The following is a 25,166-nucleotide window of genomic DNA, read 5'->3' on the forward strand; positions in this document are numbered from 1 at the left end:
CTCAGATTACACACCGGCTGATCGCGGGGCATCTATTAGTAATTCGTACGTTGTTCTAAAGGCTGATACCGATATATCGGATGATATGGTACTTTCAGGAATTGTAAATATGGCCTCGGCAAAGACAAACATGAGTAATGTGTATTTTGATAAAGATGTTATGGCTGAAAATTATACAAAAACAATTAAGGCTGTTGCGGTTGATTCATCAAAGTCGTTTAATGTCCTCGGCAAAACTACTGCGGTCATGCAGTCGCCGGCTTTTGTTGAAACTCTCAACACGAATGCCGGTCTTGATGACGATAGCGGAATCTGGCAATACTGCGAGGGCAATTATCCGATTCTTGTAAGTGAGGGAACCTGCGAAGAGTTCTACTCCAAGTATGGTTTTTCTAGCAGCTTGCAGTCGAGTAGTTCAAGCGCGGAATCGTCTTCGTCTGTTTCGTCATCGTCTGTTGAATCCAGCTCGTCGCAAATTCCGGCTAGCAGTTCCTCTTCTGACGTCATTCTGAGCAGTAGCGAAGAATCCAGTAGCAGTTCTGTGGCTCCGCCTTCGAGTTCTTCTGAAGAACAGAGTTCGTCTAGCGTTGTGCCGAGTAGTTCTTCTGCAAAGCAGGAATCTTCTTCAAGCGAAGCGAAGTCATCTTCATCGGCGAAGTCTTCGTCCTCGGCAAAATCTTCGTCGTCAAAGGCAAATAGCAGTTCGTCGGAGAAGTCGAATTTCGTGATGGCACCCCCGCAAAAAACATTCAACCTTGCGGTGAATGGCATGACGATTACGCTCTCCAATACTCAGGGCGGGAATGTCCGCATCTTCGATGCGCTCGGTCACTTGGTTGTTGCGAAGCCGCTCTCGGCAACGGGAATGACTGCAATTACTATGCAAACACCCGGCAGCTACATTGTCCGAGTGAACGGAATAAGCCGTAGCGTGACGCTCAAGTAAGCCTCGTTGCCCCATAACCTTGGTTATCGGGGCTTTTATATTTCTTTCCAACTGATGAATTTCTGATTTTCCCCGCGGTAAGAATCGTCTCCGCCATAGACAACTCTTGTGTTCGATAGCGGAATGTTTGCGACTTCGGCGAATTTTTTCAATCCGTCGTAGAATTTCTGGTTCTTTGTTTCGCCAGATTTGATTTCGATGGCGCTCAGTTCACCATCGGTTTCGCAAAGCAAGTCGACTTCATTCTGGTTCGTGTCGCGCCAAAAATAGAGCTGCGGTTCTTCGCCTTTAAACAGTGCTTTTTTCATGTATTCAGTAACCACGAAATTTTCGAAGATTGCTCCGCGCAATCCACTTTTTTGCAATTGTTCCTGGTTGAAAATGTTCAATAAATTGCAAAGTAGCCCCGTGTCGCAGAAATAAATTTTAGGCGATTTGATGACTCTTTTCGAAAAATTCTTATAGTATGGAGGTAGGCGAAGAAGTATAAAACTCGCTTCAAGAATCGAAATCCATGAGTTTGCCGTTATGACGGATATTCCCGCATCTTTGGCAAGCGAGGCTACGTTCAAAATGGATCCGACGTTTGCCGCGCATAGTTTGAGAAATCTTTTGAATGCCGCCATGTTGGTTATGTTTCGCAATAAGCGGACATCTCGTTCGACATACGTCTGTAGGTAAGATGTAAAATATTCCTTTGCAGTAATTTTCTTGTCGTAAAGTCGTGGATAACAACCTTTGAGCAGAATCTCGTCAAGGTCGTTTGGAAGTTTGTCTGCAACTTGCAATTCTGCTGTGGAGAATGGAAACAGTTTGAGGATACTCGTGCGTCCGGCAAGGCTTTGCGAGATGCTTTCCATCAGCAAGAAATTGTGCGAACCGGACAAAATAAACTGTCCGCATTCGTCACGAGAATCCACGATTGTCTGTAGATAGGAAAATAAGTCTGGAACGCGTTGCGCCTCGTCTATAATAGATTTTGTTCCGCAGTCCTTTAGGAATCCGCGGGGATCGTTTTCAGCGAGTTGACGAACGTCGGGGTCTTCTAGTGAAATGTACTTGTAGTCAGCAAAGCACGATTTTAGCAATGTGGATTTGCCACTTTGCCTGGGTCCCGTCAGCGTTACCACGGAAAATTTCGCTGTTTTATCCAGAATAGTCTCGGAAATAGCCCTTTCAATCATAATTATGCCCTTTTTATTTAAATATAAATGATTTGCTATGAAAAATCAATAGTTTTATTTATGAAAAACATATAATCTGTTTTATGAAATTCATATATAGTGCTCTGAATTGATGAATAACTCTTAAATTATGCGAATCTGTGCCAAATATTCGCTATAATCTCAAAAAAATCCGAAAAAAAGACCTCTTTGGGTCTTTTTTTACTTGATTTTTCTATTTTCAGAATGGATATTATAGGAAAAGATTTTTCAAGGAGCTTAAAAATGAAAGCATCAAGTTTTTTTGCCGGTCTTGCCTTGGGCGCTGTTGCTGCTATTGCTGCCTCTAAAAAACTCAAGGCCATGTGCGACGACGAAGATGATTCTTGCGACAACGATGCCGCGCTCAAGGATGCCGAAGACACCGTCCAGAGCCTGCGCAACTCTGCCGACAGCTTGCTGAACGATCTCAAGACCCAGACCGAAGCCAAGCAGACTTACGCCGCCCAGTGCGAAGATCTTAAGGACCAGCTTGCAAAGAAAGACGCCGAAATCAACAACCTGAAGAATGTCTGCGACAAGCAGGCCGGCGAAATCAGCAAGCTCGAAGCCGCCCAGGCAGGCTAATTAACCTCTTGTTTTTGCAATTTATCCGATTTCCGGCTCGGGAATCGGAGTTTTTCTTATAATAAAGGTATATTTGACCCATGACAAAGTACCTTTTTGTTCTGACGAGTTCCCCGAAGGATTTTTTCTGCGAACAGACGCTGGTGGCGATTGCGTCGCTCCGCGTCCATAACCCGGGCGCCTTTGTGACGCTCTTGACCGACGACAAGACGGCGGCGACTCTCACTGGCCCGCGTGCGGTCCTTAAAGACGCGGTGGATGAACTCAAGGTACTAACTCTCGACGAAAAGTTTACGCCCATGCTGCGTTCCCGCTACCTCAAGACGGTCATGCGCAATGTGGTCGACGGCGATTTTCTGTACATGGATTCCGACATCGCTATCGTGGGCGACCTCTCGATTCCCGAAGAATGGAAGGGCGGCATTTACGCGGTACTCGACTTCCACACGAACCTCTCGAAGGCCATCAACCGCAAAAAGGTTTTGAACAACGCGAAGATGATGGGCTTTTCGCCGATTCTGAACGACGAAATCTTTAACGGGGGCGTGATGTTTGCAGCAGACACTCCCGAAGCCCGCAAATTTTTTGAGACTTGGCACGAACTCTGGCTCTATTGCGTGTCCAAGAATTTCCCCTACGACATGGCAAGCCTCGCCGAGACAAACTTCAAGTTCAACTACATTACGCAAAAAATGCCCGGCGGTTGGAACTGCCAGCTGGCTTACGGCAACCGCTTCTTGCCCACGGCAAAGGTGCTGCACTTCTTCGGTTCGCGAATCATCGATACCCGAGGCCACAAGGTGCCTGCCAGCATGGATCTGTTCTTGCCCAAGATTTTACGCAAGGACTTCTACACGAACCTGAAGAACATTCCGGTGAAGGTCAACGCCGACAAGAGCATTACGATTAACGAGTACTACGACGACGTGATTGCTCACGCCAAGGAAGAATTTGAATTCCAGACCCGTAAGGTGGGGGCTGCGGGCGCCTACATTATTCGCAGCTACGCCTTCGCCAAGTCGCTCGCCTGGATTTATAAGAAGATGCCGTTCCTCGTGTTCCCGCTGAGAATTTTGGGAACGCTTCTCGGGAAGGATAATCGCGGGGGCCGCAAGTGAACCTGCTTTTCAATTTGGTCGCGGTACAGCCGATTCATAGCGCCAAGTTCCACGGCGGTGGCTCTTACGGCGAAGTGATTTTCTGGGCGCTGGTCAAGCGCGGCGTGCAGTTCAGCTGCGCCTACGATAGCCGCAAGTATCTGGATCCGATGATTCTCGATGCCTGCAAAACACAGAACATTCCGCTGTTCGACATCAACGAAAAAACGCCGCAGCAGATTATCGACGAAAATCAGATTGACTCCTTTTACACCCCGCTTTATTCCCTTGAAAAAAAGTGGGACATTAATGTGAAGGATTTCGTGTTTACCTGGCACGGTGTGCGTGCACTTGAAATGCAGTACAGCTGGGCGGGCGTCGGTTTCGCCAAGAAACTCGGACAGAAGTTCGAGGCGCTGGTGCGTTACCGCGAAAGTTGGAAAAAGTACTTCTACAAGCCCAAGTACCAAGCGCTCGCGGCCCGCATGGCCGAGGGCAAAGCCCGTACCATTACAGTGAGCGAACACAGCCGCGCCTCGATTAAGTCGTTCTTCCCGGAACTTCTGGATTTGGAAATTCCGGTATTTTACAGCCCCATGACGGCGTACGAACCCGAGGGATTCCTGCCGCCGGGAGTGGCTGCAAAAAAGTATTTCTTGCTCACGAGCGGTGCCCGCTGGGAAAAGAATAACCTGCGTGCGGCCAAGGCTTTTGATGAACTGGTCGGTATGTATCAGTCGCAAGGCAAACCGTTTGATTTTAAGATGGTGATTACCGGGGCCGCAAACCCCAAAGCTTACTTGCGTCACCTCAAGCACAAAGACCGCTTTGTGCTGCTCGGCTATGTCGAAAACAGGGAACTGGAATTCTTGCACCAGAACGCCTATGCCTTTGTATTCCCGAGCTTGAACGAGGGCTTTGGCTACCCGCCGGTGCAGTCCATGCGTTACGGCGTACCTGTGGCCGCAAGCGGTACGACTTCAATTCCCGAAATCTGTGGCGATGCTGTGCTGTACTTTGACCCGTATTCCGTAAGCGAAATCAAGAACCGCCTGGTGCAATTGCTCGATTCCAAGATTTTCGACGAGTATGCGGCCCGCGCGCCCAAGCGCTATCTTGAAGTGCATACCCGCCAGATTGCTGACCTCGAAGAAGCGGTGAATTTTATCTTGAAGGTTTAATCGTGCGCTTTTTGAAAAATCCTTACCTTGCGATGGCGCTTGTGGCCCTGGTGGTGCAGAGCGTGCTATTGATTTTCTTCTATAGCTTGCCCGATCCCTTGGGACTTTCGATGTCCGAAATGTTCGAGGGTAAAACCCTCTGGCAGATTTTCATGGCGTTCGGTGCGGTGCTTGCAATGGCGGGCCTTTTTGGCTTTGCGCGCTCCCCCCGCGGTCTTGCGATTTTTTACGGGCTCTACTTTTTTGCCGCAGTCGCGGACTACGACGTTTTCCGGTTTTCGCACCAGCGTCTTTCTTATTCGTTCTTGCGCACGTATTTCCATATTTCAAATATCACCGATGCCACGACGGTTTCGACTCTCGGTGGCGACATGCTCGGGACGGTGCTTTGGGTAACAATGGTAGTCCTCTGCCTTGCGGGCGCAATCGCTTTTGTAACCGTCTACTCGCTCCGGCTCCGTAAACAGCGCCGCACGCTCGTGTTGAATAATGCGGGCGGCGCCTGGAAGAACGCCTCCCGTAAAATTCCGGGAGCGATGTTCGCCATTGGCATGGCTCTCTCGCTTACGCCGCTCGTGCTGTTCCTTACGGGCACTCGCGGCTGGATCGAAATTCCCGTGACGCACACGAAAGTCGACATGCGCTTTACCTTAGGCAAGCACACGCTGACGGCGCCGATTTTGCATATTGCGGCGGTTGAAACTTTCGAATTCATTCACGACAACGCCAAAATTACCGAAGAGTTGGTGAGTGATTTGGACGCCTTCTTGCCGAAGGATTTTGCGGCTGGCCGCGAGAATTCCCTTGAACTTCCGATGTACCGGAGCGCTCCGACGCACGAATACAGGGCGAAAAAGCCTTACAACATCGTGTTCATCATGGGCGAATCGTTCAAGGGCCGTATCTTTAACAAGATGCTTGAAGGCGATACGACTGTGGCGCCGAATATCTGGAAACTTGCAAACGGCGGCTATTATGAAAAAGATTCCGCCGGAAATTCGCTGGGTGGCGGCCTCTGGTTCAAGCATGCCTTTAGCGGCGGTTACCCCACGGTACGCGGTACAATGGCGACCTATATGGGATTTCCTTCGCACCCGAACCGCGATGTGCCGAGTTTTTATGCTGCAAACAAGTTCAAGGGTTGGCCTGAATTTTTGACAAACTATCAGCGTGCGTATGCGACGGTTTCGAACCCGATTTTTGACCATACGCTGCCCTTTATCGAAAAGTTCTTCGAAAAAGATTGGCACTTGATTGGTGAAGAAAAGGTAGAGGGAACGGCCGATAGTCTAGGTGCTGATTTGGCAATTGATTTGCTCCAGAAAATGCCCACGGACAAGCCTTGGCAGCTTTCGTTCAATACCATTTCTTCGCACATTCCGTTCTACGGCTATCCCGATGATTTTGCCGAAAAGCCCGAAGACGCCATGGTTCGCTACCGCAATGCCATTCGCTATACCGATAAGCAACTCGGTCGATTCTTCGAATCGCTTTCCAAACGCTCCGATTTCAAGAATACCGTTGTCTTTATTTTGGGTGACCACGATACTCCTGTAGATTCTATTGATTATTTGGTTCCCCAGCCGCTTGGCCTTTCGGCATCGCAGATTTTTATTGGCATTTTCTCGGCCGACACGAATTTGTTTAGCGGACTTACCGTTCGCGAAGATGTGGCCTCGCAGCTTGATTTGGGCCCGACGATTTTCGACCTTGCGCAGGTGCGTGAACCGAACCATTTCTGGGGTTACGACTTGCTCGCGCAGGAACGTCCGGCAAATCAGCCTTCGGTATTCTTCTCGCAAAACGCCTACTACTTGGGCTTCCGTGACCATGTGCTTACAGGTGGTCTCGAAAACGAAGATGTTTACCGCGCAGGTGTTGGCGGAGAAAGCCCTTATGTGGTCACGACCGATGCCGCAGACCTCGCCTGGAAAAAGAAAGCGGTAGGCGCTGCTAGAGCCGTTCGCTCTGTGCTTCGCAACGATATCATGATGCGCTAGAGTGTAATTCATCCTTGCAAATCGACTAATCGTCGATTACTTAAAGCTCCCTGCCCCAATGTAATTTTGGTGCGGGGTGTATTTTTCTATATTGCAAGCGATTATGGGAAATCTGGAAACAGACAGTAAGTTCTTGAAAAAGGCGATGATCGTAAACATTGTGGGAACAATCCTCAAGGTTTGCGGCCCGCTTCTGACGTTTGTGATGGCACGTATTTTTGGTGCCGCCGAATTTGGAATCTTTGTTTCGGCACAGACGCTTCTTTTGACCATTGCGCACTCGGCAACGCTCGGACTCGATAAGGGCCTGTACTGGTATTTGCCGCAGAACAACTTGCAAAATCGCCCCCGTTACGACGGCATTATGGAATCCTTCTGGATTTCGGCGGCCATTGCGATCCTTTGTACCGCGGTGATTTTCGTAGGGTCCTTTACGCCTTACATTTCCAAGGAACTTCCGTGGTATGCGCTGTCGCTTTTGTTCTATGTGGGCACTTACGTCTTTAGCACCGCCTCCGAAGGAAATCGCCGCCCGCAAAACGCCGTGTTCGTGAATTCGTTTTTGACGGTGACTCTAGCGCCCGCGACTTCGATAGCACTTCATTTTGTGGGAATCCCCCACGCTCTTCCGCTGGGTCTCTTGGTGGGCCAGGTGGTGGGCTTTGTCGTGCATTTTGCGCTGGTCCGCAGGCAGTTTCCCGAAATGCCATTGCGCCCCCACAAGACTGTATCTTGGGTGCTATTGCGCTACTCGCTCCCGCTGGGGGTCGATGAATTCGTATCGTCGTTCCTGATCCGTTCGAGCCTCTGGATGGTCATGCTGTTCTTGGGACCCGAAAAGGCGGGCGCTTACGGCATCATGGTCACCATTTCCAATGCGCTCCAGACCATTCGCGTCGGGTTCACGCCGATTCTTACACCGGTGGTGGCGGGCATGAACAAGGAACGCCTCAAGACCGACCTCAAGCCGGTCTACAGCTACTGCGTTTTCATGGTCACCTTTATTCAGCTCTTGATCGGTTTCTTTATTGTGCTGTTCCCGGACTTGATTCTGGGTATTGCGGGCAAAGACTTTATCGTGCAGCCCGAAACCTTGGGAATCCTGTTGCTGGTTCACCTGGTGGCCGGTTTTGGCGGTATGTCCCTCGTGGTGTTGAATGGCATGGGCAAGAGTCTGTATTCCTTGATTATGGATATCATTTCGCTTGGCGTGGCACTCCTGTCGGGCTATTTGCTGATTCCGACTTACGGCCTTGTGGGAGCAGCCCTTTCGATGCTCTGCTACAACTTGGTGGCGATTATTTGCAATAATGTTTATCTTTTCAAGATGGGTTTGCAACCTTATTCCTTGCGACTCTTGTCTCAGGCACTTTGGATTCTTTTCTTGGTCGGTTTCTATATCGCCATCAATACGCAGGTGATTGTCTTGTCTATGCCCCAAAAGGCGGGTGTTTACGTGTTGATTCTTTTGGCTCTTGGCGCTTATGGCCTTGTGGTCAAGAAAAAGATGGACAAGGATCGTAATGCAATTTCATCGGGAAGTTTGAAATGAAAAAGATTGAACAACAAGAATGTCGCGAAATCCAGATGTCTGTTTTGGACGAGATTGACCGCATTTGCAAGGAAAACAACCTGAAGTATAGCCTTGCCTATGGTACACTTCTTGGAGCTGTGCGCCATAAGGGCTATATTCCCTGGGATGACGATATCGACATTTGCATGTTGCGCGAGGATTACGAAAAACTCATCGCCATCTTGAAAGACAAGGATGCGGCGGGCCACAAGGAATGGCTTACGCTCGTGGACGATACCTGCGACGGCTACTTCTATCCGTTTGCAAAGGCCTACGACAATCGCACTACGGTCAAGATGGAACGCCACAAGGGCGAGATGGGAATCTGGGTCGATATTTTCCCGCTCGACGGTCTTCCGAAATCACATTTCTGGGAAAAGGCGTTCGTGCTGTATTGCAGCTTTTTGCGCGTGATTACGCTTGCCATTACAACGGATTTTAAGTCGAAGGGTTACGACGCCTGGACGCTTTTGTACAAGCGTTTCTTCTATGCGGTTGCCTGCATTGTGGGCAAAAAGCGCTTCTGTCGCTATGTGGAGCGCGTGATTCGCCGTTATCCGACAAACCATTCGGGCCATGTGGCAACGCTTTTCTTCGACACTAAAACCGACCGCATTCTAGATATGGAAAAGATTGCGGAAACGGTTGACTATCCGTTCGAAACCCGCAAATTTAGCGGCTACAAGAATTACGATTACTACCTGTCGCTCTTCTACCGCGACTACATGCAGCTTCCGCCCGAAGAAAAGCGCTATAATCATGGCCTTGATGTGTGGTGGAAATAAGGAAAAACGTATATTTAAAAAGAATTTTGAAATCGGGGCGCAACCCCGTTAAAAGGTAAATTATGAACTACTTGGACAGAAATGAATTCAACTTCAAGCCTTCGCAGAAGGTGCTTGATGCCGTCAAGAACTTTGACCCTGAACTGCTCTGCTTCTACACCCGCATCTATGACGAGGGCAAAAAGAGTATCTTCTCGGTAAAGCTCAGCGAAATCTACAATGTTCCCGAAGAACAGGTGCTGCTGGGTTACGGTGGCGAAGACATTTTGAAGAACGCTGTCCATTACTACCTCATGAAGGGCGACAACAAGACCATCATGATTCCGGAATTTTCTTGGTGGTATTACAACCGCATTGCCGGCGAATGTGGCGGTTCCTTCGAGATGTACCCGCTGCACGAAAAGGAAGATACCTTCGCTTACGACGTGGACGAGGTCATTGCGCTCACCAACAAGATTCACCCGCGCATGCTCTTGCTCGCCTCGCCGAACAACCCGACAGGCAACTGCCTTACGCCCGAAGAAATCGGCCGCATCATGGAAAATATCCCGAACGATACGATGGTGCTGATTGACGAGGCTTACGCTTCCTTTATCACGACCGATACGGCCTACATCGCTCCGCTCGTGAACAAGTATTCGAACCTGATTATTTCCCGCACGCTTTCCAAGTTCTTCGGGCTTCCGGGACTGCGCATGGGCTTTGGCTTCATGGGCAAGGGGCACGAATCGTTCCTGAGCTACGCCAACAAGTACCTGGGCTACAACCGCTTTAGCGAAGCGGTAGCCATGGCCGCCATCGAAAGCGAAGATCACTACCGCAAGGTCGCCGACGAAATGGAATGGGACCGCCAGCTGTTCAAGAAGGAACTTGGCAACCTGCCGGGATTCAAGGTTTACAAGAGTGTGGCCAACTTCATCTTGATCAAGTACCCGACCCGCATCAAGGAAGCCTTGCAGAAGGCGATGGCTGAGCAGGATTACAAGATCAAGTTCATGAGCGACAAGGGCCTGGAAGACTGCCTGCGCATTACGCTTGGCCGTAAGGAACAGATTCAGGTTGTGGTTGACACCATCAAGCGTTGTGCTGCCGTATGATTGCCGTAATTCTTGCTGCAGGAATGGCGAAGCGTTTGCGCCCGCTCACCGATAACACGCCCAAGTGCCTTTTGGACGTGAAGGGCCGTTCCCTCTTGGAACGCTCCATGGATGCAATCGTGGCGTCTGGCGTTCGCAATTTCGTGATTGTGACGGGTTATCTGAACCACATGATTGAAGATTTCGTGAAAAGCCATTACGGCGATTCCATTCGCGTGACCTTCATTCACAATGCACTTTACGATTCCACGAACAACATCTATTCGCTGTGGCTTGCAGGCCAGGCGGTTGCCGGTAAGGAATTCCTGCTGCTCGATAGCGACCTGCTTTACGACCCGCAGATTGTAAAGAACGTGCTCGCGTCCAAGGCGGCGAACGTGCTTACGCTCATCCGCCACGAACTCGGCGAAGAAGAGATGAAGGTGGTGCTCGGTGCCGACGGAAACATTTCTGAAATCAGCAAGACGTGTTCCCCGAAGGCTGCCGCAGGCGAAAGCCTCGGTATCGAGAAGATCGGTGCGGCCTATTCTACCGCCCTCTATGCCGAACTCGAAAAGATGATGAATGTGGAACACCTGGAAAATACGTTCTACGAACTCGCCTTTGAACGCCTGATTCCGCAGGGCCACACTTACACCGTGTGGGATGCTTCGGACTATTTCTCCTGCGAACTCGATACGGTAGAAGATTTTGAAAACGCAAAGTCCACGATTCCGCTGGACTAGCAAGGTATGGCAATAAGTATTATGGCAACAAAGAAGTCGTTACCTGAAAGATTCTCGAATTGGTATATCCCTTTAATTTGCAGGCACCAGTACAAGGCTCTTGCCTTTTACCTGATTCTTGCGGTGCTTTTTGCCATTCCCATCTTGTTTAAGCCGGGCCTTAAGCTAGATGCTGACCTTTCGCACTTGCTGCCCGAGGGCACCCCGAGCGTGAAGGCCCTCGAGGAATCGTACCAGCGTTTCGGTTCCACCGACAAGTTCATGATTGCCATCCAGAGCGAGGACGTGAACCTGGTAGTGGCCCTGCAGGATTCCATTGCCGATTACATCCACAAGAACTGGCAGGGAGATTTCGTTTCTACACAGGTCGATAACGACAACCAGTTCTTCAAGGACAATGCGCTGCTTTACCTGCCGGTGAAGCACCTGGAAAACATTCGCGACAACCTTGAGGATTTGCAGCTTGAAATTGGCCGCAAGAACGGCCCGCTCGTTGTCGACTTGCTGGGCGACGCCTCGACTGATTCGACAAGCGCAGGGGTTGACAGCGCCGCGCCTGCAGAAAATGCTCCCGCGAAAAAGAAACGCGTGTGGTTTGACGAGAACCTGCCGCAGGAATTGGGTCTCCCTGACGAAGCGGTGAGTGCCTTTGACGCATTCTTCAAGAAATCCAAGGGCGATACAATCGATGCGAAGGCCGCCTCAAATGAAGAAGTGGAATGGGATTCCAAGTCGACGATTCCTTCTGAACTCAAGAACCGCCTGATCGGTTCTCCGCGCCCGGATAGCACCGGAAAGATACTCTACAATGGCGTGGTGAACGCGAAGCTCATCAAGCCCTCTACCGACTACGAATTCGTGACGCATATTTTGGCCCGCACCGATTCCTTGCTTGCCTATTTCAGCAGCAAGACGTACCCGGTGCCCACCCGCTTTACGGTGGAAGGCACCTACGAGGGCCTCAAGGAAGTGGACGAAGTGGCCAACGATTCTGTCTTCTCCTTCGGCATCAGCCTCGTGCTCATCATCTTCCTCACGATTTTCTTCTTCAGGAGCGTAAAGGGCCCGATTCTGGTGACAGCTTCGGTGCTGTACGCCTGCCTCCCGACGCTTGCGTTTACGGCCCTGTTCTACGGAAAGCTGAACCCGTTCACGGTGTTTGTCGCTTCCATCATTCTGGGCATCGGTATCGACTACTCGATTCACATCTTGGGAACATCGCAGAAACTTTTGCACAAATACGCCACCCTTGAAGAAGTGCTGGAACACGCCCAGAGGAAGATGCTCAAGCCCTTCTTGCTCGCAAGCTTCACGACGATTGCTGCTTTCTTGACTCTTCTCGCAGCGCACTTCCGTGGGTTCTATGAGTTCGGCGTGGTGGCCTCCGTAGGCGTATTCTTCAGCATGCTTACCTCTGTGCTTGTGCTCCCCGTCTTTATCAAGTGCATGGGTGGTATCCCGAAGGCTCCGGAAAATTCCCTGTTGCCCAAGTCCTGGGACGAGGCGAAAATCCTCAAGTTCTTCAAGTATGTAGCCTTTGCGAGCTTTGCGCTTGGTGCAGTTTCCATTTGGTTTGCACAAGATGTGGACTTCGAACACAACCTCCGTAACCTGCGTCGCGTCTCGACGAACGTATCGGCCTCGAAGAACAAGATTTCTACGAAGGTGACGCGTGCTACAGGTAAGGCGGTAACGTCGACACCGGCAGCCGTGATGGGTTCTAAGCCCGAACAGCTCGACAAACTCTACGATACATTGATGGTGCGCCTGCACGTGGAACACGATTCAACCCTCGGAAGTTTCCTCACCCTCAAGAGTTTCGTTCCGCCAAAAGATTCCCAGGAAGCCCGCCTCGAAATCATCGAAGAAATCCGCGACCTTGTAGAGGCCCGCGTGTTTGATCGTGCCGAGGGCGAAGATTCCGTGAATATTGCGAACCTGCGCAAGCTATCCTCTGTAGAGAAAACCTTTACCGCCGAAGATGTCCCGAGCTGGACTTTGGACTTGCTACGCGAAAAAGACGGAAGCTACGGTAAGATTGGCTTTATCTACGGTGACTTCCCGAGCTGGGATGCCCACGCGTTGCACCGATTCCAGGAACGCTACGGCCATTGGAACTTTGACGGCGAAGACCTGCGCACGTTCTCCTCGCAGTTCATTCTTTCCGACGTGATCGACTCCGTGAAGAAGGATAGCTTCAGGCTTGCGCTGGTGATTATTCTCGTGATTTTCGGTACGCTCGTGATTTCGTTCCGCAAGCCGAAACTCTTCTTGGCAGGCTGCATTTCCTTTGGCATGGGAACACTCCTCACCCTCGGACTTCTCGGGTTCCTCACCGACATGTTTGAATTCGGCAAGATCAGCATCTACAACGTGATTGTAATCCCGATGGCACTCGGTATCGGAATCGACTCCACGATTCACATGATTACCTCGTGGATGAGTGACAAGAACCTGACGCTCCGTCAGCTGATGGATACTACCGGCCGTAACGTGATGGCAAGTTCCACCACGACCATCGCGGGCTTTGTCGGGTTCCTGTTCACCACTCACCGCGGCCTGAAGGGCATCGGCGACCTCGCATGCATCAGCATCGCAATGTTCCTCATTACGAGCTTGATATTTACGATGTATCTGTGCGGCACCTGGCTCAAGAAGAAATAACTACAGCCCGCGTTCGAGCGAGTAATCCGAAATTTTGAGCAATGTATCGAGGGTCGCTGACAAGCGGCCTTCTTCATTTTGCAGTTTGCCGGTGAGTTCGTTTTCCTGGCGGGTGTCGCTGTCGGCAAAGAGGTGCGTCTCGTCCTGGGCGGGGTACTTCGCGATAAATCGGTAACCGTCGAGCCCGATGGCGGCATAACCCGAGTATGCGCCGAGGGAAAGGCCTGCGAGCGGTTCCGGCACGGAATCGGCCATATGTTCGCGCAGCAAGTTATGCCCCATAAAGATATTCGGTACGGCAAATCCCGCAAGTTCAAGCACCGTGGGCGCGATGTCAATCTGAGCGGCAGGAGTCGTGTCACGAACGGCATCGAGCCCCTTCCCGTGAATAAAGAACGGAATCCAGCTCACGTTCGAGAAACCGCCACCGTTCATGGTAGAAACACCGTTTTCACCCAGGGGGAATCCGTGGTCCGCCATGATAATCACGTAGGTGTTCTTGTACCATTCCTCGTTTTCGACAGCGCGAATAAAGCGGGCGATTTGTCTGTCGGCATAGCCCATGGTCACGTTGATGCGCTCCTGCAGCGGGCGGCTCTTTTCTTCGTCGGTCATGCCCGCGGCAAAGTTGAACGGGTAGTGGTTCGAGCGCGTCATGAGCGTAGCGAGGAAGGGCTTGCCTTCCTTGGAGAGCGTATCGCGCACGTATTCAATCGCATTGTCGATGAAGGTGGAATCGTCTTCGCGTTCGCGGTTGTAATGCTGCTGCGTGTACCACTTGGACATCCAAACGCCCAGGTTGTCCCAGGCGGGGTCGGCGGCGGACAAGTAATGCGTGCTGTAGCCGTTTTCGGTCAGTACCTGCACAAAGCTTGGGAGCGTTACGTGGGCAAGGTCGGTCGCCTGCGCGAGCCTGGAATGGTGCGGAATGCCGATGTGGGTCGAAAGTACGCCGCCGGTAGTGGGCACGCCGCTCGTATGCATGCGCATCCACACGTGGGAATGTGCCGCGAGCGAATCCATGAACGGCGTGGGCGAGGGCTGGATTTGCGGGTTCATGTAGCCCGTGTTGCGGCCACGCTGCGATTCCATGAGCACCAATATAAAATTCGGCTGCATTTCGCGCTGGGCCTTGAGTTTTTCGCTTTGGAGTAGGGCCTGCGTCGGTTCGCGATAGAGCGGCAGGTGGTTGCCCGCGTCGCTGTCCGTAAAGGTCCAGTCGGAATCGCCCTCGATTTTCTGCCACAGGTTCTGGTATGCAGTGCGGTACGTGCCCAGGTCGGCTTCCGTAAGGCCACTTGCCTTCTTTGCCACGAACAGGTCGTTGTAAATCAGGGATACGACCGGACGGAGCTTTGTCATGCGGGCGTTGCCGGTCCAGATAAAGTAAACGAACGAGTACGATGCGATGTAGAAGATGATCATCGCGATGACGGATTTCTTGACGTAGAATCTGTCGCTGGGACGGTACCACTTGCAAAGCAATTTGTAAACGCTGTAAGTCAGCGGGAGCATGAGCGCAAGAACGACGAACTGCAAGTACGGTACAGAAAGATCGTTTGCCACGTAGTCGTAGAACACGATGATAGAGGACGTGTCCTTGTAGGTGTCGACAAGCCCGAAGGTCAGGTGACCGCCCAGGAATCGCTGCGTCTCGTTGTCCAGAAGCGTCAATAGCAATATTGCGGTATGGAAGACGGCGTAGAGAATGGTCGTGACTTTTGTGACTACTGCGACCCTGCGGGCGGCGGCGTTCCCTGTCCCGATTGCATTAGAGCCGCTAGCGATGCGGATGGCGATTCCGCCCAGAATCAGGAACACCACGAGGGCGTTCACAATCCACATGAAATCGATGCACACGGCGTGGAAAATGAACCAGTCCGGCTTAGAGACAAACGGGAATCCGTAGGGGTTGCTGCGGAATAAAAGCAGCACGCGCAAGATAATATGAGTGACCCACGCCGCAAGTGAAATCAGCACCAGTTTCTGGAAGGGGGCAACGCTTGCCGCCACTTTCTTCAAAAAGCCGAGAATAGTAAGTTTCATGTGTTTAAAATAGAAAATCAAATTATGTATATTTGGCCTATGATTCTTCAAAAGTGGGCGTTGATACCTTTATTGCTGACCGGTCTCATTGTGACCGCTTGCGAAGAAATTGAAGAAGAAAAGCCCTGGCTGCAGGTAGAGCGCCCCGAAATGCTTTTTACTGACACCACCCTCATGGATAGTTACGACAAGGGTGTGCTGGCCTGGAAACTCAAGACGGCCTATTTGGAACGCTGGAGCGACAAGGAAGTCGTATTTGTGCGCCCGGTGCTGGTTGATATTTATGATTCCCTTGGAGAACGCACTGCCTTCTTGCGCGCCGATTCCGGCCGCATGGATTTGAAGTTCACCTACGTGTATGCCTATGGCCATGTTTACGCCCTTACGCCCAAGGGCGCGTCGGTGCGTTCGGACTCCTTGATTTGGAACAAGAAGGATAACCTAGTCAAAACGGAAAGCTATGTACGCGTGGTGAGCGAAGAAGGCGACGTATTGCAAGGCCGTGGCTTCGAAAGCGACGCCCATATGGACAACTGGCGAATTCTTTCTAGCGTTACAGGAATTTTCCAGGATGCCGCCCGCCGCCTTAAAGAAGAAGACAAGTCCCAGGCGAAAGAAATTGAATCTCGCGATAGCGCCCAGGCTGCAGCGACTCCGACGTCTTCGGTAGCGGGGGTGCAACCCAGTTCGTCTTCGGTTGCTGTAAGTACGCAGAAGGGCGCGAATACTGCAGTTTCCGCTGCAACAACAGCCGCAACGACGGTCGCAACGCCTGCTGCAAAATCAACGAACGATTCCGCTGCGGCAGAAAGCCACTCTCCATCTAAAGTAGAAAGAGGATTCCTGTCGAGAATCAAAAACAAGGGAAATCGCGCTAAAGCAAGGCAGAGGGACGAATAATGAATTCGTCGCACTCCAAAATGTGGCTTTTGCCGTTGCTCCTGGTTGCGCTCCTTGCGACTAGTGCCGTCGCTCAGTCCTCGCCCTTGATCATGAAACATGCCGACAGCCTTGCTGTCGCCCGCAAGCGCGGAACGCTCTTGCTGCAAGGGCGAGTCCACTTCGTTCACGACAGCATCCAGTTCCGCACCCAGCGAGCCTTCTGGCATAAGGATGCCGAAAGTGTGCAGTGCAGCGGCGGTTTTCTTTTTACCCATCCCTCGGGCTATATCCAGGCGCAAAATGGAAACTACCAGAAAAAGAATTCTATAGCGACGGCCTCGGGCGATGTGCATGCGGGCGACTCGGCAAACTCCTACTTGTTTACTGGCGAATACCTGGAATACGACCGCGAAAAAGAAATTCTTACGATGCCGCAAAAGCCCAAGCTTTATCAGTACGAAAAAAAGAAAGACGGCAAGACGGATACGGTTACGGTGTCTGCAAAGCGCATCGTCTATAACAAGGGGAACGCTTTTGCGGAGGCTTATGGTGATGTGCGCATTACTCAGAACGACATGGTCATTACCGGAGACACGGGATTTTTTGACCGCAAAAATGACTGGCTTTCGATGACGAATGTGCGCCTCACTCAAAATGACATGGTGGTCACTTGCGATACGGGCTTTTTTGACCACAAGAATAACTGGCTTAGCATGAAGGGGCACCCGACCTGCGACATGAAAAACTACCACCTGACGGGCGACTCGATTTTCTTGGTGCTCGATTCTGCCGGAAAGTCGCTTGAATCGGCACTCGTGATTCGCAATGCCCACGGTGTCCAGCAAGAAGAACCCAAGAAAAACGCTCCAGGGAGCGTGACCGAAGCCTTTGGCGATACGCTTTATGCCGAATTCAGCAACGAAAAAATTGAGCGCCTGTACGTGAACCTGAATGCCAAGGGATTCTTTTACGAAACCGACCTCAAGGATTACCGCAACCTAATGGATGGTGACCGCTTGGACCTCTACTTTAACCAAGGCAAAATGGACAGGGCCGTGGTTTCGGGCAAGGCTCAGAGCACCTATTTCTACGTGAAAAAGGATCGTTCCGTTTCGGGCAAGAACGAGGCGACTGGTGATACGATTCATATCTTGTTCGATGCCCAGAAGAATGCGGTGAAGTCCTTGAAACTTTTAGGGGCTGCTGCCATGGCAAGCGGTCGCTATATCGACATGGAAAAGACGGAGCGACTCAAGAGAGAGGCCGAGACGGCCAAGGCGTCTGAAAAAGAGCTTGACAAAAAGAAAGAATCAAGCGATAATAAAGATGCGAAAACGGTGAAATCCAAATTAGAAATGATGCGGAAAATGCGTGAAAAGGCTGTCGTCCCGCCGAAAGATTTGTAAATTGGGTTTGGAAGATCTATGAAAAATTTAGTGAGTACCATACGCACGGAACACCTGAGAAAGGTCTATGGCGGTCGCCAGGTGGTGAGCGACGTGTCTATTCGCGTGTCCCAAGGCGAAATTGTCGGACTACTCGGCCCTAACGGTGCTGGCAAGACGACTTCGTTCTACATGATCGTGGGTATGGTGCGCCCGGAATCGGGGCACATTTTTCTCGATGACATCGAGATGACGGACAAGCCCATGTACAAGCGCGCACGCCTTGGCATCGGTTACTTGCCGCAAGAAGCTTCAATCTTCCGCAAGCTCAGTGTCGAAGACAACATTATGGCAATTCTCGAAACGCAGAACATGAAACGTTCCGAACGCAAGCGCCGCCTCGAAGAATTGCTTGAAGAATTTAAGATTACGCACATCCGCAAAACCAAGTCCATGAGCTGCTCGGGTGGCGAACGCCGCCGCTTGGAAATTGCACGCGCCCTCGCAAGCGATCCGTCTTTCCTTTTGCTGGACGAACCTTTCGCAGGCATCGACCCCATTGCGGTGGCCGACATCCAGTCCATTATTTCGGGACTCAAGGACCGCGGCATGGGAATCTTGATTACGGACCATAACGTGCGTGAAACCCTTTCGATTACGGACCGCGCCTACATTATGTACAAGAGCCAGGTGCTGACCGAAGGTTCTTCGGAATACCTCGCCAACGATCCCGAAGCCCGCCGCATTTACTTAGGTGATAGCTTTAGCTTAGGTTAGGGGGCTTTGTGGATATCGGACTGCAAATAGGTACAAATCAACGACTGGAGCAGAATCTCTCGCCCCAGCTTAGGCAGTTTGTAACCATTTTGCAGAAAAATTCCTTGGAACTCGATACTGCCATCAAAGAAGAACTGGAAAGCAATCCTCTGCTGGAACTCGATGACGCCGCTCCAATGGAAGAGCGCGAAGTCCACGAAGACGAACTTCCGGATTCGGGCGCGGAACTGCGCGAAGTCAAGGATGATCTTGACGATTACGATTCGGGCGACTACTCCAGCCTCGAAGACAGCGCCATGGGCGACAGCAGCCTTTTGGACGGCAGCAACGATATCAATTACGAACAGTACTTGAAAGACGGCTCCATGAACGAGGATGCCCCTTTCAAGGACTTGAATGTAGGTAACGATTCCGATGACGAATGGGATCGCCCCATTAAAGATCACGGCAAGAGCTTGCAGGACAAGCTGCGTGACCAGCTGTTGCTTTGGTCGGGCTCCCGTGAACAGCTGGAACAACTTGCCCGGAGCAATTGTTCCGAAAAGAAGTTCCGTTCCTTGGTGGAATACCTGATTGATTCGCTGGACGAAAACGGCTTCTTGCAAGAGGCGACTCTCGACGAGACACCCTTGCGCCTGTCCGAAGATCCCTATATCAATGAAATTGAGTCTATGCTCCGCAACGAAGTTCCGCTAGAAGAATGTTCCTTGCCGGTGCGTGAAGCGGTGCATGTGCTGCAGGGTTTTAATCCGCGCGGAATCGGCGCCCGCAACCAGCGCGAATGTTTTTTGATCCAGGCGTACGCTCTCCCGAGTTTCCCGCCGCTCGGTATCAAGATCCTTGAAAAATGCTACGATGACCTGCTTGCTTTACGTTATGCGAAAATTGGCAAGGCCTTGGGCGTTTCGACCGAAGACGTGCAGCGTGCCGTGGCAAGTTTTGCGAAGTTGAATCCGCATCCGGGTTTCCAGCTTTCCAATTCGCGCGTGCAGACGATTGCCGCCGACCTCAAGGTGGTCGATAAGCATGGCCACATGGAAGTCGAATCCGTACGTTCCTCGATGCAAAAGCGTCTGCGTGTGAATCAGACCTACAAGGCGATTCTCGACGACAAGGGTGCCTCTAAGTCCGACAAGGATTACGTACGTACGCACCTCTTTAAGGCGGTGGAATTTATCAAGGCGCTCGATAACCGCTACACGACTATGGAACTCGTGATGCGTGCGATTTTCAAGCGCCAGAAGGACTTCTTTACCAAGGGGCCTGCGTTCCTCAAGCCCATGGTGCAGCAGGACATTGCCGACGACATCAAGCGCGACGTGAGTACCGTGAACCGCTCGGTCAACGGCAAGTATGTCGATACGCCTTACGGCATTTTCGAACTCAAGCAGTTCTTTACTTCGGGAGTCAAGCAAGATTCCTCTCCGGATGCAGCCGAACTCAGCTCGGCAACAATCCTTGATGCCATCAAGAAACTCGTGGACGAAGAGGACAAGAAGAAGCCCCTTTCGGACCAGGCCATTGCAGACAAACTGATGGAACAGGGAATCAAGGTGGCCCGCCGTACGGTGGCAAAATACCGCGAAGAAGAGCTGCATTTATTGCCCGCCAGCAAGCGCAAAAAGCTCATTTAGGCCTTTTTTTGCCTAAAAAGGTCGCTTTTGTACTAAATATTCCAATTTGGAATAACTTTTTTTGAAAATTTTTGAAAAACCCTTTGTTTTTGAACAAAAAAAGATGTATATACTCTAGACGTGGAGCAAAAAAGCTCCGCAATACATACGAAAACCCTTTTTAAGGAGGTTAATATTATGGATATTCAGTTCTCTGCTCGTCACTTTAATGCTTCTGCCGGACTTCAGGATCGTATTCAAGAAGAAATGGATAAATTAGCTCGATTCTACCCGAATATCACCAGTGCCTCCGTTATCCTTGACCACGAAGTGGAACATCAGCGTCATTGCGAAATTACTGTTAATATTACCGGTTCTCAAGTAGTGGCCTCCGCCGACGAAGAAAACATGGGCAAGGCTGTGGATGTAACCCTTGAACGCATCAAGGTGCAGCTCAAGAAGGCAAACGATAAGCAGAACGATCACCGTGCCCAGCCTATGTCTGAAGTTGTATAACCGGATGATATCGTGGCTGAGTCAAGATTAAAAGACATCAAGATCCTGCACCGAGAACGTCTCTTGGTGCGGGACTTTTTTTTGCGTTACGGCAAAGACTTGCAAATGGCTTGTCATTCCCACGAATCAAGCCTCGACGCGCCCATTGCCGAAAGTGGTATTCACAGACCGGGCCTTGCCATGGCGGGCTACACCAAGGTTTATAGTTCCCAGCAGATCCAGGTGGTAGGCCACACGGAATGGAACTATCTGGAATCGATTGGCCCCGAAGGCCGCGCAAAAATTTTTGAGAATTTATCTGTATTCAAGGCACCCATGTGGGTGGTGACGCATTCGCAGATGCCGCACCCCGAACTCAAGGCCATGTGCGACCGCTTGAACATCCCGCTGTTCTCGACGACGCTCCATACCTATGAATTCAACAAGATCGCCCAGCGTATCTTGGAAGAGTTCTTTGCGCCGCATGCCATTATCCATGGCAGCCTTGTGGACGTTTATGGTGTGGGTATGCTCTATGTGGGCGACAGCAACGTGGGTAAGTCCGAATGTGTGCTTGACCTTGTAGAAAGCGGACACCGTATGGTGGCCGATGACGTGGTCCATATCAGTAACGTGGGTCGTTCCATTATCGGGCGTCCGGATCCGCTGATCAAACACCACATGGAAATCCGCGGGGTGGGTATCCTTGATATCCGCGCCATGTTCGGTATCCACGCCATTCGTAAGGTGAAAAAGATCGAAACCATCGTGGAACTGCAACAGTGGCACCGCGACGGTGGTTACGATCGCACGGGTTTGAATGAGCTCGAAGAAGAGGTGATGGGTATAAAAATCCCCAAAGTCGTCATTCCTGTGGCTCCCGGTAAGAACCTGACCGTGATTTCCGAGGTCATTGCCATGAATACTTTGATGAAATATAGCGGTCAAAACGTGGCTCAGGACTTCAATGAGTCCTTAATGCAAAAGATTAAGGCCAAGGCCAAGGGTGAGTATGTCGATGATTTATTAGATTTCGACAATCAAAATTGGTCTTACTATGAATAGGGTCACAAAACGCATTAAAGAGAACCTTATGCCGTTTGTCGTGTTCGTCATTCTCGTGACGTCATGCACGGCGGCGTGGTTCTTTTTACACCCGTCCAGTCCGTATCACGCCCGTTATTCTTTTGTACTTTCCTTCGATGCCGTGGGTACCCTTTCTCCGGGTAATCTGGTCAAGGTGCGTGGCATTAAGCGCGGCGAAATTACCAAGGTGGAACTTACCGACGATGCTGTCTACGTGACGGTCCGGGTCCTTGCCGAAACGAAAGTTCCGAGGAACTCGGAATTCCGTTTGATTACGGCGGGCCTGATGGGCGAGCGTGAAATTTGCATTTTGACGGGCGATTCCCAGGAGCTAGTCCATGATGGCGATACGCTGATCGGACGCTTCGACCAGGGCATGGCCGGTTTTGGCAAGAAGGTTGGAGCCATTTTGGCCGATTTGGGTGAACTGAGGGATTCTGCCCGCTCGGTCATGGATTCCCTTTCGAACGGTCAGGCCGGTGCGCAGTTGGATCGAGTTTCCAAGAAGGCAAACACCGTGGTCCGTAAGACCAAGGTGAACGTGAATGCTTGGAAAGCCGAGGTAGACGCCCTTCTGGATAAATGCGACAGCAGCTTGGGGAATGCGCAAGGGGTCTTGGAGTCTATTGCCAATACCGGTGAATCCAAAATCAAGGAACTCAATGCCCTGATGGTCCGCACCCGCGAACTGCTGGAAACTGTTAAGAAGCTGAAGGACCAGTCCAATACGGTTTTGAGTAAACTGCTGGAGGGAGACAACACGGCGGGGTTGGTTATTGACCAGGCTTCGCCCTTGAACACGGGACTGGACAGGCTGCTTAAAGATGTGGATGCCTTGCTTTCGGACATCAAAAAGAGCGGCTTAGACATTAATGTTGATATTTTTTAAAAAAAGTTTACCCCTTTTCTAAAAAAAAAGTTATTTATCACATTATTGGTACAAACGAGTTTAATCGCAACCAAGGAGAAAACCATGGCTGAAAAGAAACCTGTAAAAATGAGCGATGCTGACCTCAAGTTTTTTGAGGATATGTTGATTGAAAAACGTAGGCAGATTGTAACGGCGCAGACCGACTTTGACAAGACCGAAACGTTCAAGAATCAGGCGCAGGCAGGCGAAGGTGGCGAATCCAACAGTGCCGACCTTGCAACCGACTATAACGCCCTGGAAACGAACTTCTCCTTGGCTGCCCGCGAAGGCAAGTATCTGGTGTACCTTGAAGAGGCATTAAAACGCATCAAGAAGGGAACCTTCGGTATCTGCAAGGTGTGTGGCGAACTCATTCCGAAGGCTCGCCTGATTGCCGTACCTACGGCCACCAAGTGCGTGAACTGCAAGGAAGAGACCAAGCGCAAGGAAAAGGAAGACAGTCGTCTTGAAATGGCGCGTATGCTTGCCGAAGCCCAGCGCCGCGAAATGCAGAAGCGCGCCGCCGGCAAGTAATAGAGGTCGCACCTGCGGTGCTCTGGGCAATGAGCTTTGAGTAACGAGGTGTACATGAAAATTTCAAAGCCCCGAACAGGGGCTTTTTTATAAGAAAAGCCTGGCGTTTGCCAGGCAATTTTTTCTCAGAGGCACGTTAGTGCCGTGCTCACACCTCAGAGCTAGGCGCGCTCACTACCCCTTGGCGAGCAGTTCCATGAGTTCACTGTCGAGGCGGTCGGCGTTGTCGTACTGCTTTAAGTTCTGGTGCAGCGATTCGCCCTTCGACACAATGCCGAAGTCCAGGTTCTTGTAGTTCCAGTAGCTGTAGCCCACGTCTGCATCGCGGAGTATTTCCATGAAGTCGCGCATCCAGGCGAGCTGGTACTGGCGGGCGACTTGCACGTAGACGCCGAATTCGTTGCAGGCGACGGGCAGGTCGTACTTTGCGCGGAAGTCGAGTGCGTTCTGGATGCTTTCTTGCAGGCGAGCCTTGTCCCACTTGCCGAATTCCACGTTGAGGCGGGTGGTAGCACCGGCCTCGGGAGCGGCGTAGTCGCCTGGCCACGGGCGTTCAATTTTGAAGAACGGGTCGTTGATCCAGGCAGCCCCCTGGTGCGTGAATGTCACCGGGGTGTAGGTATGAAAGCTGTAGATGGCGTTGTCGTCGTCCATCGGGGTCAGGTACTTGAATTCGTGGGCGCTGTTCCACTTGTTGCTGCCGACCACGATCGTGTTCTTGGGAGCGTGCTTGCGGATTGCCCAGAAAATTTCGTCTTTTACTTTGTCCCAAACCAGGGAGTCGGCCGCAGCGGGCTCGTTCAGGAGCTCCATCATCACGCGGGACTCGCCGCTGTAACGTTCGGCCATAAACGACCAGACCTTGGCGGTATCCTTGCGGGCATCGGCACTTACAAAGAATGGCTGCTCCTGGTAAGAGCCGAGGTGAAAGTCGTGGCCTGGGCACTTGTGCAGGTCAAGAATCACGTACAGGTCATTTGCCAGAATGTCCTTGATGGCCTTGTCCAGCAGAGCGAAAACTTCTTCTTTAGGCTTGATCGTTCCTTCGTCGAACAAGTTGAAGTAGTCCACCGGCAGGCGCACGTGGTTGAACCCCGCACCGCGGATGCGCTTGAAATCGCTGTCCCCAAGGAATGTCTTGATGTGTTCAATGATCCCGGGAAACCCTACGGGATCTTTTTCCTGGATGCAGTCTACCTGACTGAACCATCCACCCAAATTCACTCCCCGCAGTCTTTCATTGATCATTGTATCATCCCTGTGTGCGAAAAGGCTGAATTGCCTTACTCGTTAACAATTGTCAGGTCTTCTTCGGCGATGTTCAAGCTCATGATCACTTCCATGTCATCCGGAAGATCCTTGAAATCAACAACCAGGCCGATCTTCTTCGATTCGTCCTTCTGCTTTTCGAACAGGACGACATCAAAAATCTTCATTCTTACCACCGCCTCTTGTGTGACGGGGATTTCCACAGTCATGCCCTTGCTAATTGGGCCTTCAACAATCTTGCCCTTGAACACCAGAGACGTCTGGTCGTCGCCGAGCGATGTCTTCTTTACATGAAATACAGCCATTATACC

Annotated in this window: 22 protein-coding genes; 18 read left to right on the forward strand and 4 right to left on the reverse strand. The window is 51.2% G+C overall.

The features are described from left to right. The first annotated feature begins 85 nt into the window (after nucleotides 1-85). Nucleotides 86-946, forward strand: coding sequence for a T9SS type A sorting domain-containing protein (locus B9Y58_RS14425; protein ID WP_143154684.1), 861 nt, complete (start codon nucleotides 86-88; stop codon nucleotides 944-946). Between the two features lie 35 nt (nucleotides 947-981). On the opposite strand, the gene B9Y58_RS10800 is transcribed toward B9Y58_RS14425, so the two are convergent. Beyond that, nucleotides 982-2,130: an ATP-binding protein gene (locus B9Y58_RS10800; protein WP_073056368.1), complete on the reverse strand. Its 1,149-nt coding sequence runs from the start codon at nucleotides 2,128-2,130 to the stop codon at nucleotides 982-984. A gap of 264 nt (nucleotides 2,131-2,394) precedes the next feature. On the opposite strand from B9Y58_RS10800, the gene B9Y58_RS10805 reads away from it, so the two are divergent. The 9 genes from B9Y58_RS10805 (at nucleotide 2,395) to B9Y58_RS10845 (ending at nucleotide 13,858) form a co-directional block, all read left to right on the forward strand. Then, nucleotides 2,395-2,736, forward strand: a complete 342-nt coding sequence (locus B9Y58_RS10805) for a hypothetical protein (protein ID WP_072798295.1) — start codon at nucleotides 2,395-2,397, stop codon at nucleotides 2,734-2,736. Between the two features lie 80 nt (nucleotides 2,737-2,816). Continuing rightward, a complete protein-coding gene (locus B9Y58_RS10810; RefSeq protein WP_073056366.1) occupies nucleotides 2,817-3,854 on the forward strand; it encodes a glycosyltransferase family protein in 1,038 nt (345 codons plus the stop codon). Continuing rightward, complete coding sequence (locus B9Y58_RS10815) at nucleotides 3,851-5,014, forward strand: glycosyltransferase (protein WP_073056364.1); 1,164 nt, start codon at nucleotides 3,851-3,853, stop codon at nucleotides 5,012-5,014. Before B9Y58_RS10810 ends, B9Y58_RS10815 begins: the two co-directional genes overlap by 4 nt. A gap of 2 nt (nucleotides 5,015-5,016) precedes the next feature. Then, nucleotides 5,017-7,014, forward strand: coding sequence for an LTA synthase family protein (locus tag B9Y58_RS10820; protein ID WP_233247939.1), 1,998 nt, complete (start codon nucleotides 5,017-5,019; stop codon nucleotides 7,012-7,014). A 103-nt stretch (nucleotides 7,015-7,117) separates the two neighbouring features. Further along, nucleotides 7,118-8,566, forward strand: a complete 1,449-nt coding sequence (locus tag B9Y58_RS10825; RefSeq protein WP_073056362.1) for an oligosaccharide flippase family protein — start codon at nucleotides 7,118-7,120, stop codon at nucleotides 8,564-8,566. Continuing rightward, entirely contained in the window at nucleotides 8,563-9,372 is an 810-nt protein-coding gene (locus B9Y58_RS10830; protein ID WP_073056360.1) for a LicD family protein, read from the forward strand. Before B9Y58_RS10825 ends, B9Y58_RS10830 begins: the two co-directional genes overlap by 4 nt. A 62-nt stretch (nucleotides 9,373-9,434) precedes the next feature. Next, a complete protein-coding gene (locus B9Y58_RS10835; protein ID WP_073056358.1) occupies nucleotides 9,435-10,469 on the forward strand; it encodes a pyridoxal phosphate-dependent aminotransferase in 1,035 nt (344 codons plus the stop codon). After that, nucleotides 10,466-11,194: a phosphocholine cytidylyltransferase family protein gene (locus B9Y58_RS10840; RefSeq protein ID WP_073056356.1), complete on the forward strand. Its 729-nt coding sequence runs from the start codon at nucleotides 10,466-10,468 to the stop codon at nucleotides 11,192-11,194. Before B9Y58_RS10835 ends, B9Y58_RS10840 begins: the two co-directional genes overlap by 4 nt. Nucleotides 11,195-11,215: 21 nt before the next feature. Beyond that, nucleotides 11,216-13,858, forward strand: a complete 2,643-nt coding sequence (locus B9Y58_RS10845) for an efflux RND transporter permease subunit (protein WP_073056354.1) — start codon at nucleotides 11,216-11,218, stop codon at nucleotides 13,856-13,858. Here the strand turns inward: B9Y58_RS10845 and B9Y58_RS10850 are convergent, their stop codons facing one another. Then, nucleotides 13,859-15,904, reverse strand: coding sequence for an LTA synthase family protein (locus B9Y58_RS10850; protein WP_073056352.1), 2,046 nt, complete (start codon nucleotides 15,902-15,904; stop codon nucleotides 13,859-13,861). It abuts the gene before it with no gap. A 39-nt stretch (nucleotides 15,905-15,943) separates the two neighbouring features. Here B9Y58_RS10850 and lptC point away from each other — a divergent pair, with 39 nt between their 5' ends. From lptC to B9Y58_RS10890, 8 genes are all read left to right on the forward strand, one after another. Beyond that, nucleotides 15,944-16,804 (forward strand): LPS export ABC transporter periplasmic protein LptC, encoded by an 861-nt coding sequence (lptC, locus tag B9Y58_RS10855; RefSeq protein WP_233247940.1) that lies wholly within the window; start codon nucleotides 15,944-15,946, stop codon nucleotides 16,802-16,804. After that, on the forward strand, nucleotides 16,804-18,192 hold the full coding sequence (locus B9Y58_RS10860) for an LptA/OstA family protein (protein ID WP_233247941.1): 1,389 nt from the start codon (nucleotides 16,804-16,806) through the stop codon (nucleotides 18,190-18,192). Before lptC ends, B9Y58_RS10860 begins: the two co-directional genes overlap by 1 nt. An 18-nt stretch (nucleotides 18,193-18,210) precedes the next feature. After that, nucleotides 18,211-18,948: an LPS export ABC transporter ATP-binding protein gene (lptB, locus tag B9Y58_RS10865; RefSeq protein WP_073056348.1), complete on the forward strand. Its 738-nt coding sequence runs from the start codon at nucleotides 18,211-18,213 to the stop codon at nucleotides 18,946-18,948. An 8-nt stretch (nucleotides 18,949-18,956) separates the two neighbouring features. Continuing rightward, nucleotides 18,957-20,582 carry an RNA polymerase factor sigma-54 gene (rpoN, locus tag B9Y58_RS10870; RefSeq protein WP_073056346.1) on the forward strand — a complete coding sequence of 542 codons (1,626 nt, stop codon included), beginning with the start codon at nucleotides 18,957-18,959 and terminating at the stop codon, nucleotides 20,580-20,582. Nucleotides 20,583-20,759: 177 nt separating this feature from the next. Continuing rightward, entirely contained in the window at nucleotides 20,760-21,077 is a 318-nt protein-coding gene (gene hpf, locus B9Y58_RS10875) for a ribosome hibernation-promoting factor, HPF/YfiA family (protein ID WP_072798321.1), read from the forward strand. 12 nt (nucleotides 21,078-21,089) lie between these two features. Beyond that, entirely contained in the window at nucleotides 21,090-22,121 is a 1,032-nt protein-coding gene (hprK, locus tag B9Y58_RS10880; RefSeq protein WP_073056343.1) for an HPr(Ser) kinase/phosphatase, read from the forward strand. Continuing rightward, on the forward strand, nucleotides 22,114-23,031 hold the full coding sequence (locus B9Y58_RS10885) for an MlaD family protein (RefSeq protein ID WP_073056342.1): 918 nt from the start codon (nucleotides 22,114-22,116) through the stop codon (nucleotides 23,029-23,031). Before hprK ends, B9Y58_RS10885 begins: the two co-directional genes overlap by 8 nt. Before the next feature lie 84 nt (nucleotides 23,032-23,115). Beyond that, nucleotides 23,116-23,586, forward strand: a complete 471-nt coding sequence (locus B9Y58_RS10890; protein ID WP_072798329.1) for a TraR/DksA family transcriptional regulator — start codon at nucleotides 23,116-23,118, stop codon at nucleotides 23,584-23,586. 174 nt (nucleotides 23,587-23,760) lie between these two features. Here the strand turns inward: B9Y58_RS10890 and B9Y58_RS10895 are convergent, their stop codons facing one another. Both B9Y58_RS10895 and B9Y58_RS10900 read right to left on the reverse strand, forming a co-directional pair. Beyond that, on the reverse strand, nucleotides 23,761-24,834 hold the full coding sequence (locus tag B9Y58_RS10895) for a glycoside hydrolase family 5 protein (protein ID WP_073056340.1): 1,074 nt from the start codon (nucleotides 24,832-24,834) through the stop codon (nucleotides 23,761-23,763). 35 nt (nucleotides 24,835-24,869) lie between these two features. Continuing rightward, nucleotides 24,870-25,160, reverse strand: coding sequence for a hypothetical protein (locus B9Y58_RS10900; protein WP_073056338.1), 291 nt, complete (start codon nucleotides 25,158-25,160; stop codon nucleotides 24,870-24,872). Between the last annotated feature and the right edge of the window lie 6 nt (nucleotides 25,161-25,166).

It is taken from the genome of Fibrobacter sp. UWB15, assembly GCF_900177705.1.
Taxonomy (GTDB): Bacteria; Fibrobacterota; Fibrobacteria; order Fibrobacterales; family Fibrobacteraceae; genus Fibrobacter.